This is a genomic window from Escherichia sp. WS568, from assembly GCF_046486085.1.
GTDB lineage: Bacteria > Pseudomonadota > Gammaproteobacteria > Enterobacterales > Enterobacteriaceae > Escherichia > Escherichia coli.
In genome coordinates this window covers 54087-69613 of the sequence record NZ_JBJQMC010000003.1, presented here as the reverse complement: position 1 = coordinate 69613, position 15527 = coordinate 54087, and the positions used below count along the sequence as shown (strand labels likewise).

Genomic DNA, 15527 nt, shown 5'->3' with positions numbered 1-15527 from the left:
CAATGCGAATATTTGTCTACGGCAGTTTACGCCACAAACAAGGCAACAGTCACTGGATGACCAATGCCCAGTTACTGGGCGATTTCAGTATCGATAACTACCAGTTGTATAGCCTGGGCCACTATCCAGGCGCAGTTCCGGGGAACGGAACAGTACACGGTGAAGTTTATCGTATTGACAACGCCACGCTGGCCGAACTTGATGCCTTGCGCACCAGGGGCGGTGAATACGCGCGCCAGTTGATTCAGACGCCGTACGGGAGTGCATGGATGTACGTTTATCAACGACCCGTCGATGGATTAAAGCTAATTGAAAGCGGCGACTGGTTAGACAGGGATAAGTAACCATACGCATACGCCACCTTCGGGTGGCGTTGTTTTTTGCGAGACGACTCGCATTCTGTTTTGTAATTCCCTCACCTTTTGCTTTTCTCTCCGAGCCGCTTTCCATATCTGTTAACGCATAAAAAACTCTGCTGGCGTTCACAAATGCGCAGGGGTAAAACGTTTCCTGTAGCACCGTGAGTTATACTTTGTATAACTTAAGGAGGTGCAGATGCGTATTACCATAAAAAGATGGGGGAACAGTTCAGGTATGGTCATTCCTAATGTTGTGATGAAAGAACTTAACTTACGGCCGGGGCAGAGCGTGGAGGCGCAAGTGAGCAACAATCAACTGATTCTGACACCCATCTCCAGGCGCTACTCGCTTGATGAACTGCTGGCACAGTGTGACATGAACGCCACGGAACTTAGCGAGCAGGATGTCTGGGGTAAATCCACCCCTGCGGGTGACGAAATATGGTAAAGAAAAGTGAATTTGAACGGGGAGACATTGTGCTGGTTGGCTTTGATCCAGCAAGCGGCCATGAACAGCAAGGTGCTGGTCGACCTGCGCTTGTGCTCTCCGTTCAAGCCTTTAATCAACTGGGAATGACGCTGGTGGCCCCCATTACGCAGGGCGGAAATTTTGCCCGTTATGCCGGATTTAGCGTTCCTTTACATTGCGAAGAAGGCGATGTGCACGGCGTGGTGCTGGTGAATCAGGTGCGGATGATGGATCTACGCGCCCGGCTGGCAAAGCGTATTGGTCTGGCTGCGGGTGAGGTGGTGGAAGAGGCGTTATTACGTTTGCAGGCGGTGGTGGAATAAGGTGTGTTTATTTATCGCGGGCATAAAAAACCCCTACTAACCGAAGCCCGGCGTTCAGGGTTATTACGCTAGAAGAACTTATTTATTCTTTGCGCGCTCGAAGGAGGCAACGATTTCAGCTTTAGCGGCTTCTGCGTTTTCCCAGCCTTCAACTTTCACCCACTTGCCTTTTTCGAGGTCTTTGTAGTGCTCGAAGAAGTGAGCGATCTGTGCTTTCAGCAGTTCAGGCAGATCGTTAACGTCTTTAATGTGATCGTATTCTTTGCTCAGCTTGCTGTGCGGAACCGCAACCAGTTTCGCATCTTCACCGGCTTCGTCGGTCATTTTCAGAACGCCAACAGGACGGCAACGGATCACAGAACCCGGCTGCAGCGGGTACGGAGTCGGGACCAGTACGTCAACCGGGTCACCGTCCAGAGACAGGGTGTGGTTGATGTAACCGTAGTTGCACGGATAGAACATCGCGGTGGACATGAAGCGGTCAACGAACAGTGCGCCGCTCTCTTTGTCGATTTCGTATTTGATCGGATCTGCGTTAGCCGGGATCTCAATAACAACGTAGATGTCTTCCGGCAGATCTTTACCCGCAGGAACGTTGAGTAAGCTCATGTCTGTTTCCTTTAAAAATATGTGGCAAACAAGTGCCGAGTATTATAGCCAACTCGCGCCGAATGTCTTCGCTTGTTTTCTTCTTCATTTTCCTTTTTAGCCAGTTTTAAGATGGTTTAAAGAGCAGGAAAATCCATAACCGTAGCCGCATTTTTCATAGTGAGATGAAAGCGATTACAAACTTGTGATTAACGTTTTATTTACTTTTTTGAAGTGTGATGTAACGCAATCCGTTACATAACGAATTGTCTATAGTTTTTTCGCGAACATCTTTTCACCAATAATAATTACCCCGACGAGGACAACCCTATGTGGAAACGCTTACTTGTAGTCTCTGCAGTCTCGGCAGCCATGTCGTCTATGGCGTTGGCCGCTCCATTAACCGTTGGATTTTCGCAGGTCGGATCGGAATCCGGCTGGCGCGCCGCAGAAACCAATGTGGCGAAAAGTGAAGCCGAAAAGCGCGGAATTACGTTGAAAATTGCCGATGGTCAGCAAAAGCAGGAAAACCAGATTAAAGCGGTACGTTCCTTCGTCGCGCAAGGGGTGGATGCGATCTTTATCGCTCCAGTGGTAGCGACCGGTTGGGAGCCGGTATTAAAAGAGGCGAAAGATGCCGAAATCCCGGTCTTCTTGCTTGACCGTTCCATCGATGTGAAAGACAAATCTCTCTATATGACCACTGTCACCGCCGACAACATCCTCGAAGGCAAGTTGATTGGTGACTGGCTGGTAAAAGAAGTGAATGGCAAACCATGCAACGTGGTGGAGTTGCAGGGCACCGTTGGAGCCAGCGTCGCCATTGACCGTAAGAAAGGCTTTGCCGAAGCCATTAAGAATGCGCCAAATATCAAAATTATCCGCTCGCAGTCAGGTGACTTCACCCGCAGCAAAGGCAAAGAAGTGATGGAGAGCTTTATCAAAGCGGAAAACAACGGCAAAAACATCTGCATGGTTTACGCCCATAACGATGACATGGTAATTGGTGCAATTCAGGCAATTAAAGAAGCGGGCCTGAAACCGGGCAAAGATATCCTGACAGGCTCTATCGACGGCGTGCCGGACATCTACAAAGCGATGATTGATGGCGAAGCGAACGCCAGCGTTGAACTAACGCCGAATATGGCAGGCCCTGCTTTTGACGCGCTGGAGAAATACAAAAAAGACGGCACCATGCCTGAAAAGCTGACGCTGACCAAGTCCACCCTTTACCTGCCTGATACCGCAAAAGAAGAGTTAGAGAAGAAGAAAAATATGGGGTATTGAGGGGCATCAATGCCTAATGCCGATTTGTGGGCCGCCGGATAAGGCATTCACGCCGCATCCGGCGGTTGTGCGAGATGCCTGATGCGACGCTGTTGTGTCTTATCTGGCGCACGCTTTACAACGGGGGAAACTATGAATACTAACCAACACCAGGAAATCCTCCGCACCGAAGGATTAAGTAAATTTTTCCCCGGCGTCAAAGCGTTAGACAACGTTGATTTCAGCCTGCGTCGCGGCGAAATTATGGCGCTGCTCGGTGAAAACGGGGCGGGAAAATCAACGCTAATCAAAGCCTTAACCGGTGTCTACCACGCCGATCGTGGCACCATCTGGCTGGAAGGCCAGACTATCTCACCGAAAAACACCGCCCACGCACAACAACTCGGCATCGGCACCGTCTATCAGGAAGTCAACCTGCTACCCAATATGTCGGTCGCTGATAATCTATTCATAGGTCGCGAACCCAAACGTTTCGGCCTTCTACGCCGTAAAGAGATGGAAAAGCGCGCCACCGAACTGATGGCATCTTACGGTTTCTCCCTCGACGTGCGCGAACCGCTCAACCGCTTTTCAGTCGCGATGCAGCAAATCGTCGCCATTTGCCGGGCCATCGATCTCTCCGCCAAAGTGCTGATCCTCGATGAACCCACCGCCAGCCTCGACACTCAGGAAGTAGAGTTACTGTTTGGCCTGATGCGTCAGTTGCGCGATCGCGGCGTCAGCCTGATCTTCGTTACTCACTTTCTCGATCAGGTCTATCAGGTCAGCGATCGGATCACCGTCTTACGCAACGGCAGTTTCGTAGGCTGTCGGGAAACCCGCGAGCTACCACAGATCGAACTGGTAAAAATGATGCTGGGGCGCGAGCTGGACACCCACGCGCTACAGCGTGCCGGACGAACATTGTTGAGCGACAAACCCGTCGCCGCGTTCAAAAATTACGGCAAAAAAGGAATGATCGCACCGTTTGATCTCGAAGTGCGCCCCGGCGAGATCGTCGGTCTGGCAGGCTTGCTGGGATCAGGACGTACCGAAACCGCCGAAGTGATCTTCGGTATTAAACCTGCTGACAGCGGCACGGCGTTGATCAAAGGCAAACCGCAAACCCTGCGATCGCCACATCAGGCTTCGGTACTTGGCATTGGCTTTTGCCCGGAAGACAGGAAAACCGATGGCATCATCGCCGCCGCCTCGGTGCGGGAAAATATCATTCTCGCGCTACAAGCCCAGCGCGGCTGGCTGCGACCGATCTCCCGCAAAGAACAGCAAGAGATTGCCGAACGCTTTATCCGCCAGCTTGGCATTCGCACCCCTTCCACTGAACAACCGATTGAATTTCTCTCCGGCGGCAATCAGCAAAAAGTGCTGCTCTCTCGCTGGCTGCTGACTCGTCCGCAATTTCTGATCCTCGACGAGCCAACGCGTGGAATTGACGTTGGTGCGCACGCCGAGATCATCCGCCTGATTGAAACGCTATGCGCTGACGGTCTGGCGCTGCTGGTGATCTCCTCTGAACTGGAAGAGCTGGTGGGCTATGCCGATCGGGTGATTATCATGCGCGATCGCAAACAGGTGGCGGAGATCCCGCTGGCAGCGCTTTCCGTTCCGGCGATCATGAACGCCATTGCGGCGTAAGGAGAACAGTGTGATGCCTCAATCTCTCCCGGACACTACGCCGTCGAAAAGGCGCTTTCGCTGGCCAACGGGAATGCCGCAGCTGGCGGCACTATTGCTGGTGCTGCTGGTCGACAGCCTGGTAGCCCCGCATTTCTGGCAAGTGGTGCTTCAGGACGGGCGTTTGTTCGGTAGCCCCATCGACATTCTTAACCGTGCGGCACCCGTTGCGCTGTTGGCGATTGGCATGACGCTGGTGATCGCCACCGGTGGTATCGATCTCTCCGTAGGGGCAGTGATGGCTATCGCCGGAGCGACTACCGCTGCGATGACGGTCGCGGGATTTAGCCTGCCGATTGTTTTGTTAAGCGCCCTGGGCACCGGCATCCTGGCGGGATTGTGGAACGGCATTCTGGTGGCAATCCTTAAAATTCAGCCGTTTGTCGCCACCCTGATCCTGATGGTTGCCGGGCGCGGCGTGGCGCAGTTGATCACCGCCGGGCAGATCGTCACGTTTAACTCGCCGGATCTCTCATGGTTCGGCAGCGGATCGCTGTTGTTCCTGCCAACGCCCGTCATTATTGCGGTGCTGACGCTTCTCCTCTTCTGGCTGTTGACCCGCAAAACGGCGCTGGGAATGTTTATCGAAGCCGTTGGTATCAACATTCGGGCGGCAAAAAATGCCGGAGTTAACACGCGAATCATCGTCATGCTCACCTACGTGTTGAGCGGGCTATGTGCGGCGATTGCGGGCATTATCGTGGCGGCGGATATTCGCGGTGCCGATGCCAATAACGCCGGGTTATGGCTGGAGCTGGACGCCATTCTCGCGGTGGTGATTGGCGGCGGATCGCTGATGGGCGGGCGCTTTAACCTGCTGCTTTCGGTGGTGGGGGCGCTGATTATTCAGGGAATGAACACCGGAATTTTGCTTTCTGGCTTTCCGCCGGAGATGAACCAGGTCGTAAAAGCGGTGGTGGTGCTTTGTGTGCTGATTGTTCAGTCGCAACGCTTTATCAGTCTGATTAAAGGGGTACGTAACCGTGATAAAACGTAATTTGCCACTGATGATCACCATCGGCGTCTTTGTGTTGGGTTATATCTACTGTCTGACCCAGTTTCCCGGTTTTGCTTCCACAAGAGTGATCTGCAATATCCTGACTGATAATGCCTTTCTTGGGATAATCGCCGTTGGTATGACCTTTGTGATCCTCTCCGGTGGGATCGATCTCTCCGTCGGTTCGGTGATCGCCTTTACCGGCGTGTTTCTGGCAAAAGTGATTGGCGATTTCGGCCTCTCGCCGTTGCTGGCGTTTCCGCTAGTGCTGGTGATGGGCTGTGCTTTCGGCGCATTTATGGGGCTTTTGATCGACGCCCTGAAGATCCCGGCGTTTATTATTACTCTGGCGGGAATGTTCTTTTTGCGTGGCGTCAGCTATCTCGTTTCGGAAGAGTCGATCCCGATAAATCATCCTGTTTATGACACGCTCTCAAGCCTTGCATGGAAAATCCCTGGCGGCGGTCGCTTAAGTGCGATGGGGCTGCTGATGCTGGCGGTGGTGGTTATCGGTATTTTCCTCGCGCATCGTACCCGTTTTGGTAATCAGGTATACGCCATTGGCGGCAACGCAACGTCGGCGAACCTGATGGGGATTTCCACTCGCAGCACCACTATTCGCATTTATATGCTCTCCACCGGACTGGCAACGCTGGCGGGGATTGTCTTCTCGATTTATACCCAGGCCGGATATGCGCTGGCGGGCGTAGGTGTGGAACTGGATGCTATCGCCTCAGTGGTAATTGGCGGTACGCTTTTGAGCGGTGGCGTTGGAACGGTATTAGGGACGCTTTTTGGCGTGGCGATTCAGGGACTGATTCAGACTTACATAAACTTTGATGGCACGCTGAGTTCCTGGTGGACGAAAATCGCCATCGGTATTTTGTTGTTTATTTTTATAGCATTACAGCGTGGATTAACGGTGCTGTGGGAGAATCGTCAGAGTTCGCCTGTGACAAGAGTCAACATTGCGCAGCGATAAAAACGCCTCTCCGTGTGGAGAGGCGCAGGAGATTACGCGTCCGGGAACTCACGGATAAAGCGTTCGACATCTTCAACCATATGGTCGTTGCCGACAAAGAACGAACGGCGCTGGTGCAGGGTTTCCGGGATGATATCCAGAATACGCTCTTTGCCATCGCTCGCTTTACCGCCTGCTTGTTCCGCCAGGAATGCCATCGGGTTGCACTCATACAGTAAACGCAGTTTACCGTCCGGGTGGCTGGCGGTGCTTGGGTAGAGATAAATACCGCCTTTCAGCAGGTTACGGTGGAAATCCGCGACCAGTGAACCGATATAACGTGAGGTATACGGGCGATTGGTAGACTTATCTTCTTCCTGGCAGAATTTAATGTACTTCTTCACCCCGTTCGGAAACTTAATGTAGTTTCCTTCGTTGATGGAGTAGGTTTTGCCTTTCTCCGGGAAGCGCATCCGTTCCTGGCACAGGCAGAAAACGCCCAGCGAAGGATCGTAAGTAAAGGCGTGAACACCGCATCCGGTGGTGTAAACCAGCATGGTAGAGGAGCCGTATACCACGTAACCTGCCGCAACCTGTTTGTTACCAGGCTGGAGGAAATCTTCTTCCGTTACCGGCGTGCCAACAGGTGTAACGCGGCGGTAGATGGAGAAAATGGTACCGACAGAGACGTTAACATCGATGTTGGACGAGCCATCCAGGGGGTCCATCAGCACCACGTATTTTGCGTGTTCACAGCCTTCAAAGACGACAATCTCATCTTCTTCTTCAGAGGCAATGCCCGCAACGATATCGCGTGCTTTCAGTGCGGCTTTCAGTTTTTCATTAGCGAACAAGTCGAGTTTCTGCTGAACCTCGCCCTGCACATTCTCAGCACCGCTGGCACCCAGGATATCAACCAGTCCTGCTTTGTTGATATCGCGATGGATAATCTTGGCGCCCAGTTTTATTGCCGACAGCAAAGCAGTGAGCTCACCGGTAGCATGAGAAAACTCGTGCTGCTTTTCGACAATAAATTCACCTAACGTTTTCATAAAACTTTCCCTGCAATGTTTATGGAGTAAAGCGACCGCAACAATCTTAACAAATAATCTCAATGTTGCGCTCAGGTGAATCGCGCCAGCAAATTGCGGATTATCCTGAAATGCGTTTCTCACTTGCCCGACATATGCGTAAAATGAGCGGCAGATTAAAAAAGGATAGTGACGTATGCGCATTCATATTTTAGGAATTTGTGGCACGTTTATGGGCGGTCTGGCGATGCTGGCGCGCCAGTTAGGCCATGAAGTAACGGGTTCGGACGCCAATGTGTATCCGCCGATGAGCACCTTACTTGAGAAGCAAGGCATTGAACTGATTCAGGGTTACGATGCCAGCCAGCTCGACCCGCAGCCGGATCTGGTGATTATTGGCAACGCCATGACCCGTGGAAATCCGTGTGTGGAAGCGGTACTGGAAAAAAACATCCCTTATATGTCAGGTCCGCAGTGGCTGCACGATTTTGTGCTGCGTGACCGCTGGGTGCTGGCCGTTGCCGGTACACACGGCAAAACCACCACGGCGGGAATGGCGACCTGGATTCTGGAACAGTGTGGTTACAAACCAGGATTTGTGATCGGCGGTGTGCCGGGGAACTTTGAGGTCTCGGCGTGTCTGGGCGAAAGCGATTTCTTTGTTATCGAAGCGGATGAGTACGACTGCGCCTTCTTCGACAAACGCTCTAAATTTGTCCATTACTGCCCGCGTACGCTGATCCTCAACAACCTTGAGTTCGATCACGCCGATATCTTTGACGACCTGAAGGCGATCCAGAAACAGTTCCACCATCTGGTGCGTATCGTTCCGGGGCAGGGCCGTATTATCTGGCCGGAAAACGACATCAACCTGAAACAGACCATGGCGATGGGCTGCTGGAGCGAGCAGGAGCTGGTGGGCGAGCAGGGGCACTGGCAGGCGAAAAAGCTGACCACTGACGCTTCCGAATGGGAAGTCTTGCTGGATGGCGAAAAAGTGGGCGAAGTGAAATGGTCGCTGGTGGGCGAACATAATATGCACAACGGCCTGATGGCGATTGCGGCGGCCCGTCATGTTGGCGTAGCGCCAGCAGATGCTGCTAACGCGCTGGGTTCGTTTATTAACGCTCGTCGCCGCCTGGAGTTGCGTGGTGAAGCGAATGGCGTCACGGTATATGACGATTTTGCCCATCACCCGACGGCGATTCTGGCAACGCTGGCGGCGCTGCGTGGCAAAGTTGGCGGTACGGCGCGCATTATTGCCGTGCTGGAGCCGCGTTCGAATACCATGAAAATGGGGATCTGCAAAGACGATCTGGCACCTTCATTAGGTCGTGCCGATGAAGTCTTCCTGCTGCAACCGGCGCATATTCCGTGGCAGGTGGCAGAAGTGGCAGAAGCCTGCGTTCAGCCTGCACACTGGAGCGGCGATGTGGATACGCTGGCAGATATGGTGGTGAAAACCGCTCAGCCTGGCGACCATATTTTGGTGATGAGCAACGGCGGTTTTGGTGGGATCCATCAGAAACTGCTGGATGGGCTGGCGAAGAAAGCGGAAGCCGCGCAGTAATTCGGCCTCAGCCTGATATAGTATTGCCGGATAAGGCGTTCACGCCGCATCCGGCAAACCATACTCACATCAACAACGAAAATTACCCTTCGTTTTCCGCTAACTCACGCAGATACTGGAAAATCTGGCGCGCGGATTTCGGCGGCTTATTCCCTTCTTTCTCTTTCTTCGCGTTACGGATCAGAGTACGCAGTTGCTGACGATCGGCATCGGGCCACAGATTCAATACTTCAGCGATGGCATCATCACCCTGGTCGATCAGACGATCGCGCAGGTTTTCCAGTTTATGGAACAGCACCACCTGCTGGTTGTGGCGGTTTTTCAGCTTATCCAGCGCCTGACGAATAGGCTCTACGTCGCGCTGGCGCAGCATCTTGCCGATGAGCTGCAACTGGCGGCGGCGACCTTCCATCTTAATACGCTGGGCTAACTCAATAGCCGCACGCAGATCCGCATCTAACGGGATCTTATCCAGCGCGTTTTTCCCCAGATCAACAATTTCTGCGCCCAGGCGTTTTAGCTCCTCGGCGTCACGTTTAATTTCACTTTTACTGACCCAGATAATTTCATCGTCTTCGTCTTCGATGTCATCACCGGGAACGTCGTCGAGCCAGTCTTCGGGCTGCTTAGTCATCTCAGGCTCCTTAAAAAAAGAGGCTAATGTTACCAGTTAAGATGCGCACTGAAAAACGGTTCTCTGTTAGACTTCAGAGAAACTCTCTACATTATGGCACTTGCAATGAAAGTAATCTCTCAAGTTGAAGCGCAGCGCAAGATTCTGGAAGAAGCAGTTTCGACTGCGCTGGAGTTGGCCTCAGGCAAATCGGACGGTGCAGAAGTTGCCGTCAGCAAGACCACCGGCATTAGCGTAAGCACGCGTTATGGTGAAGTGGAGAATGTTGAATTCAATAGCGATGGCGCGCTGGGGATCACTGTTTATCACCAGAACCGCAAAGGGAGCGCATCGTCTACCGATTTAAGCCCGCAGGCCATTGCCCGCACCGTACAGGCGGCGCTGGATATTGCCCGTTATACCTCGCCAGATCCCTGTGCCGGCGTGGCAGACAAAGAGCTGCTGGCCTTTGACGCACCGGATCTCGACTTGTTCCACCCTGCGGAAGTTTCCCCGGATGAAGCCATTGAACTGGCGGCCCGCGCGGAACAGGCGGCATTGCAGGCGGACAAACGCATCACCAATACCGAAGGCGGTAGCTTTAACAGCCACTACGGTGTCAAAGTTTTTGGCAACAGCCACGGCATGTTGCAGGGTTACTGCTCAACGCGTCATTCGCTCTCCAGTTGTGTAATCGCCGAAGAAAATGGCGATATGGAGCGCGATTATGCCTACACCATTGGGCGTGCGATGAGCGATCTACAAACGCCAGAGTGGGTTGGGGCCGACTGTGCTCGCCGCACTTTATCGCGTCTGTCACCGCGTAAACTCTCCACCATGAAAGCGCCGGTCATTTTTGCCAATGAAGTGGCAACAGGGTTGTTTGGTCATTTGGTGGGGGCGATAGCGGGTGGTGCGGTCTACCGTAAATCGACCTTCTTGCTGGATTCGCTGGGTAAACAAATTCTGCCGGACTGGCTGACTATTGAAGAACATCCGCATCTGCTGAAAGGGCTGGCATCTACACCATTCGACAGCGAAGGTGTGCGCACCGAGCGCCGCGATATCGTCAAAGATGGCATCCTGACTCAGTGGCTGCTGACCAGCTATTCGGCGCGAAAACTGGGGCTGAAAAGCACCGGACATGCGGGCGGTATTCACAACTGGCGGATTGCCGGACAAGGGCTAAGCTTCGAACAAATGCTCAAAGAGATGGGCACCGGGCTGGTGGTGACGGAGCTGATGGGCCAGGGCGTGAGTGCCATTACCGGTGATTATTCCCGTGGTGCAGCGGGCTTCTGGGTAGAGAATGGCGAAATTCAGTATCCGGTGAGCGAAATCACCATCGCAGGTAATTTAAAAGATATGTGGCGTAATATCGTTGCTGTTGGTAATGATATTGAAACACGCAGTAACATACAGTGTGGTTCAGTGCTGTTGCCGGAGATGAAAATCGCCGGGCAGTAAAAAAACTGGCGCGACCTGCCGCGCCAAATCTCCATAATAAAAAAGGAAGTGAGCAATGCGTAAAAGCCTGTTAGCTATTCTTGCCGTCTCCTCATTGGTATTCAGTTCGGCGTCGTTTGCCGCTGATCTGGAAGACAATATGGAAACCCTCAACGACAATTTAAAAGTGGTCGAAAAAGCCGATAACGCGGTGCAAGTCAAAGACGCGTTAACTAAAATGCGCGCTGCGGCGCTGGATGCGCAAAAAGCGACGCCGCCGAAGCTTGAAGGCAAATCACCGGACAGCCCGGAAATGAAAGACTTCCGCCACGGTTTCGACATTCTGGTCGGTCAGATTGACGACGCGCTGAAGCTGGCAAATGAAGGTAAAGTAAAAGAAGCGCAGGCTGCCGCAGAGCAACTGAAAACGACCCGCAACGCCTATCACCAGAAGTATCGTTAATTCCTTATTGGGCGGTGAAACGTTACCGCCCAACGCTTTCTTCTCCCTTCGTAAAATCACCGCAATATCTATCTTCACCACGGCATATTCCTGCGTGTCGTCCTCATTTTTGCGAGGCGTTTTCCAGAAATGAATGTAATGCATATGTAATGCTATAATGCATTACACTTTTCATAATTACCGGAGGCATAATGGCCACACTTAACGTCCGCCTGGATGACAAACTGAAAAATGAGGCTTATGCGGTGCTGGAAAAATTAAATATTACGCCTACTGAAGCAGTGCGGCTGCTGTTTCAGTACGTTGCGGAAAATGGACGAATGCCGGTAAAAACGCTCACTGTCAGTGATAGTGAAGAAGCCTTGTTACGCACTGTCAGGGAACGACTGGCCAACCCACAAGAGGCCATTAAGGTCCGACTGGATGAACTATGAGCTGGCGTTTGATCCGCGGGCGCTGAAAGAGTGGCAAAAACTGGGCGTGACAGTCCGGGAACAATTTAAAAAAAAGCTTGAGGATGTGCTGAAAAGGCCGCGCAATCCATCGGCTAAACTGCGGGATTTACCGGACTGCTACAAAATTAAGCTGCGCACACTGGGATATCGCCTGGTCTATTCCGTCAATGATAAAGAGTTACTCGTGTTGGTGATAGCTATTGGTAAGAGAGAAAACTCAGCCGTTTATGAAGACGCGACAAAACGGCTGGATGAGTGACTAACGTAAATGATGCACCACCTGATTGCTGCTGCCGCGCCAGATCAGGGAAGGGTCTTTTAGATCCTGCATAAATTTGCCGTCGACCAGCACGTTAATCAAATCAACAACCTGCATTTGCGCAGCGTTGAGTTCGTCGAGTTTATAGCCTGTCCACACCCAGATGTCTTTACCCGGACACTCGGCGCGGATGCGTTGTACCAGTTTCAGAATATCCGGCACGTTTTGCGGATGCAGCGGATCGCCGCCGGAGAGGGAAATCCCCTGGCGTTTGATACGAGTGTCATTCAGATCGTTAATGATCTGGTCTTCCATTGCTTTGGTAAATGGCTGACCGGAATTTACCCGCCATGTGCTTTTGTTATAGCAACCGGGGCATTCATGAACACACCCGGAGACAAACAGGGTGCAGCGAGTGCCGGGACCGTTGACGATGTCGACAGGATAGTACTGATGAAAGTTCATTTTCGCTTCTCAATTGACGCCATGAATGCTCTGGTGCGTACGGGCGAAGTCCCCCGATGCTACGCATTTGCCTCCTTGCGACGACAAAAACTGGCCAGAGGCAATTCATTATGTCGGGAATCAGGAAGGGGCACGGAACGGTCCCCTCTCCCTTGAGGGAGAGGGTTAGGGTGAGGGGGAAGGATTAACCTATCTGCCCATTCCCCAAATGTTTAACGCGGCGCTTAACTTCTTCCTGCTTACCAGCGTTAAACGGACGCGCATCCGGGCTACCTAAATATCCGCACACGCGGCGAGTCACCGACACACGGGAGGCGTCATGGTTACCACATTTCGGGCAGGTGAAGCCTTTACTGGTGCACTCAAACTCACCGGTAAAACCACACTCGTAACACTCATCAATCGGCGTATTGGTGCCGTAATACGGTACATGCTGATAGCTGTAATCCCAGACATCTTCCAGCGCCTTCAGGTTGTGCTGAATGTTTGGATATTCGCCGTAGCAAATGAAACCACCGTTCGCCAGCGGCGGGTAAGGCGCTTCAAAGTCGATCTTGTCGTACGGGTTCACCTTCTTCTCCACATCGAGGTGGAAACTGTTGGTGTAGTAACCTTTATCAGTCACGCCCGGCACCACGCCAAACTCAGCGGTATCGAGACGGCAGAAGCGGTCGCACAGGTTTTCACTTGGCGTGCTGTAAAGGCTAAAACCGTAACCCGTTTCTTCTTTCCACTGATCCACCGCCTGACGCAGACGTTCAACAATGGCGATACCTTTCGCGCGCAGCTGCTCGTTGTCATACACATGCTCGCCGCCAAACAGCGCGTTAATGGTTTCGTGGATGCCGATGTAACCCAGCGAAATAGACGCACGACCGTTTTTGAAGATTTCAGAAACATCATCGTCAGCATTCAGACGCACGCCACAAGCACCTTCCATATAGAGGATCGGGGCTACGCGCGCTTTCACGCCTTCGAGACGAGCGATACGGGTCATCAGCGCCTTACGTGCCAGCACCAGACGTTCATCCAGCAGCTTCCAGAAGGTGGCTTCATCGCCTTTTGCCTCCAGAGCAATACGCGGCAGGTTCAGGCTGATCACGCCGAGGTTGTTACGACCATCGTGGATCTGCTCGCCGTTTTCATTTTCCCACACGCCGAGGAAGCTGCGGCAGCCCATCGGGGTTTTAAACGAACCGGTGACTTTCACTACCTGATCGTAGTTCAGGATATCCGGATACATGCGCTTGCTTGCGCACTCCAGCGCCAGCTGTTTGATGTCGTAGTTCGGATCGCCTTTTTTATGGTTCAGGCCATCGCGAATCGCAAACACCAGTTTCGGGAACACCGCCGTTTTACGGTTTTTACCGAGGCCTGCGATACGGTTACGCAGGATCGATTCCTGAATCAGGCGCGATTCCCAGCTGGTGCCCAGACCAAAACCAAAGGTTACAAACGGCGTTTGACCGTTGGCGGTATGCAGGGTGTTTACTTCGTACTCCAGCGACTGGAAGGCATCGTAGCACTCTTTGATGGTACGAGAGTTAGCGTAGCCTTCGGCGTCCGGGATGTTCCACTCTTCCGCGGTCTTGCGATGTTTGTTGTAGCTGGCGGTGACAAACGGTGCCAGCACTTCATCGATACGGTTAATGGTGGTGCCGCCATAAATATGGCTGGCGACCTGAGCAATAATCTGCGCAGTTACCGCGGTTGCCGTAGAGATCGACTTCGGCGGTTCAATCTCGGCGTTCCCCATCTTAAAGCCCTGGGTCAGCATGCCTTTCAGGTCGATCAACATGCAGTTGAACATCGGGAAGAACGGCGAGTAATCGAGATCGTGATAGTGAATATCGCCACGCTCATGTGCCTGCACCACGTCACGCGGCAGCAAGTGCTGGCGTGCATAGTGTTTAGCCACGATCCCGGCCAGCAGGTCGCGCTGGGTTGGAATCACCTTGCTGTCTTTGTTGGCGTTTTCGTTGAGTAACGAGGAGTTGGTCTGCTCGACCAGACCACGGATCTCCTGGTTCAGGCGACCGCGTTTTTCACGTTCAATGTCGCGATCGTGACGGTACTCGATGTAAGCACGAGCCAGTTGTTTGTATGGCCCCGACATCAGCTGGTTTTCAACTGCGGTCTGGATCTCATTGATATCCACCTGGTTGCGGCCCTGCATCTGCTCGCTGACAACCGCAGCAACAGTGGCGCAATAATCGGCATCATCGACTTCCGCTGCTTTAGCTGCACGCAGAATCGCTTCTTTGATGCGCTCTGATTTAAACGGCACTTTGCAGCCGTCTCGTTTCATCACATGCGGTGTCATGATCGCTCCATATTTTTAAGAACAGGTTATCCACAGAAATTGGGAAAGGCGTTTTCCGGTTTTTTCGTTTCGTTTTCCGGTGCTTTCCGCAATCGCCATCCGCTTATCCACAACGCCGCACCTTTTTCGTGGGGAGCTGTAGTAGCAATTATAGTCGATTAATACAACATATTGGGTTGGGACGCATTTTAAAGTCTATATATAGTGCTTTGCATCAAGGATGTTTGAACTTTTTTTGATGTAG

General features: G+C 52.5%; 17 protein-coding genes. 12 read left to right on the top strand and 5 right to left on the bottom strand.

From position 1 onward, the window contains the following. Positions 1-2: 2 nt before the first annotated feature. From ACJHWR_RS04490 to chpB, 3 genes are all read left to right on the top strand, one after another. Positions 3-344, top strand: coding sequence for a gamma-glutamylcyclotransferase (locus ACJHWR_RS04490; RefSeq protein WP_001219160.1), 342 nt, complete (start codon positions 3-5; stop codon positions 342-344). A 211-nt stretch (positions 345-555) separates the two neighbouring features. Then, positions 556-807, top strand: coding sequence for a type II toxin-antitoxin system antitoxin ChpS (gene chpS / locus ACJHWR_RS04485; protein ID WP_001223213.1), 252 nt, complete (start codon positions 556-558; stop codon positions 805-807). Beyond that, complete coding sequence (gene chpB / locus ACJHWR_RS04480) at positions 801-1151, top strand: endoribonuclease toxin ChpB (RefSeq protein ID WP_000239581.1); 351 nt, start codon at positions 801-803, stop codon at positions 1149-1151. The genes chpS and chpB overlap by 7 nt, the downstream gene beginning before the upstream one ends. A gap of 78 nt (positions 1152-1229) precedes the next feature. On the opposite strand, the gene ppa is transcribed toward chpB, so the two are convergent. Then, positions 1230-1760: an inorganic diphosphatase gene (gene ppa / locus ACJHWR_RS04475; RefSeq protein ID WP_000055075.1), complete on the bottom strand. Its 531-nt coding sequence runs from the start codon at positions 1758-1760 to the stop codon at positions 1230-1232. Between the two features lie 309 nt (positions 1761-2069). Between ppa and ytfQ the strand changes: the two genes are divergently transcribed. The 4 genes from ytfQ to yjfF all read left to right on the top strand — a co-directional run bounded on the left by ytfQ (position 2070) and on the right by yjfF (position 6679). After that, positions 2070-3026 (top strand): galactofuranose ABC transporter substrate-binding protein YtfQ, encoded by a 957-nt coding sequence (gene ytfQ, locus ACJHWR_RS04470; protein ID WP_000265933.1) that lies wholly within the window; start codon positions 2070-2072, stop codon positions 3024-3026. A gap of 132 nt (positions 3027-3158) precedes the next feature. After that, positions 3159-4661, top strand: a complete 1503-nt coding sequence (ytfR, locus tag ACJHWR_RS04465) for a galactofuranose ABC transporter, ATP-binding protein YtfR (protein WP_001095664.1) — start codon at positions 3159-3161, stop codon at positions 4659-4661. Positions 4662-4674: 13 nt separating this feature from the next. Next, positions 4675-5697, top strand: coding sequence for a galactofuranose ABC transporter, ATP-binding protein YtfT (ytfT, locus tag ACJHWR_RS04460; RefSeq protein WP_012311695.1), 1023 nt, complete (start codon positions 4675-4677; stop codon positions 5695-5697). Then, on the top strand, positions 5684-6679 hold the full coding sequence (yjfF, locus tag ACJHWR_RS04455; protein ID WP_000595993.1) for a galactofuranose ABC transporter, permease protein YjfF: 996 nt from the start codon (positions 5684-5686) through the stop codon (positions 6677-6679). Before ytfT ends, yjfF begins: the two co-directional genes overlap by 14 nt. Positions 6680-6711: 32 nt before the next feature. Here yjfF and fbp read toward each other — a convergent pair whose 3' ends face one another. Beyond that, entirely contained in the window at positions 6712-7710 is a 999-nt protein-coding gene (gene fbp / locus ACJHWR_RS04450; RefSeq protein ID WP_000853753.1) for a class 1 fructose-bisphosphatase, read from the bottom strand. Between the two features lie 175 nt (positions 7711-7885). On the opposite strand from fbp, the gene mpl reads away from it, so the two are divergent. Then, positions 7886-9259: a UDP-N-acetylmuramate:L-alanyl-gamma-D-glutamyl-meso-diaminopimelate ligase gene (gene mpl / locus ACJHWR_RS04445; protein WP_001219785.1), complete on the top strand. Its 1374-nt coding sequence runs from the start codon at positions 7886-7888 to the stop codon at positions 9257-9259. Between the two features lie 82 nt (positions 9260-9341). Here mpl and yjgA read toward each other — a convergent pair whose 3' ends face one another. Next, entirely contained in the window at positions 9342-9893 is a 552-nt protein-coding gene (gene yjgA / locus ACJHWR_RS04440; RefSeq protein ID WP_000166270.1) for a ribosome biogenesis factor YjgA, read from the bottom strand. A 93-nt stretch (positions 9894-9986) separates the two neighbouring features. On the opposite strand from yjgA, the gene pmbA reads away from it, so the two are divergent. From pmbA to ACJHWR_RS04420, 4 genes are all read left to right on the top strand, one after another. Next, a complete protein-coding gene (gene pmbA / locus ACJHWR_RS04435; protein ID WP_001162169.1) occupies positions 9987-11339 on the top strand; it encodes a metalloprotease PmbA in 1353 nt (450 codons plus the stop codon). A 55-nt stretch (positions 11340-11394) separates the two neighbouring features. Beyond that, positions 11395-11781, top strand: coding sequence for a cytochrome b562 (gene cybC, locus ACJHWR_RS04430; protein WP_001232253.1), 387 nt, complete (start codon positions 11395-11397; stop codon positions 11779-11781). 191 nt (positions 11782-11972) lie between these two features. Continuing rightward, positions 11973-12215, top strand: a complete 243-nt coding sequence (locus ACJHWR_RS04425) for a type II toxin-antitoxin system RelB/DinJ family antitoxin (RefSeq protein WP_000212715.1) — start codon at positions 11973-11975, stop codon at positions 12213-12215. After that, positions 12205-12495: a type II toxin-antitoxin system RelE family toxin gene (locus ACJHWR_RS04420; protein WP_001105432.1), complete on the top strand. Its 291-nt coding sequence runs from the start codon at positions 12205-12207 to the stop codon at positions 12493-12495. The genes ACJHWR_RS04425 and ACJHWR_RS04420 overlap by 11 nt, the downstream gene beginning before the upstream one ends. On the opposite strand, the gene nrdG is transcribed toward ACJHWR_RS04420, so the two are convergent. Together nrdG and nrdD are read right to left on the bottom strand one after the other, a co-directional pair. After that, positions 12496-12960, bottom strand: a complete 465-nt coding sequence (gene nrdG / locus ACJHWR_RS04415) for an anaerobic ribonucleoside-triphosphate reductase-activating protein (RefSeq protein ID WP_001009180.1) — start codon at positions 12958-12960, stop codon at positions 12496-12498. It lies immediately after the preceding gene. Between the two features lie 184 nt (positions 12961-13144). Then, a complete protein-coding gene (nrdD, locus tag ACJHWR_RS04410) occupies positions 13145-15283 on the bottom strand; it encodes an anaerobic ribonucleoside-triphosphate reductase (protein ID WP_000187798.1) in 2139 nt (712 codons plus the stop codon). Positions 15284-15527: the final 244 nt, after the last annotated feature.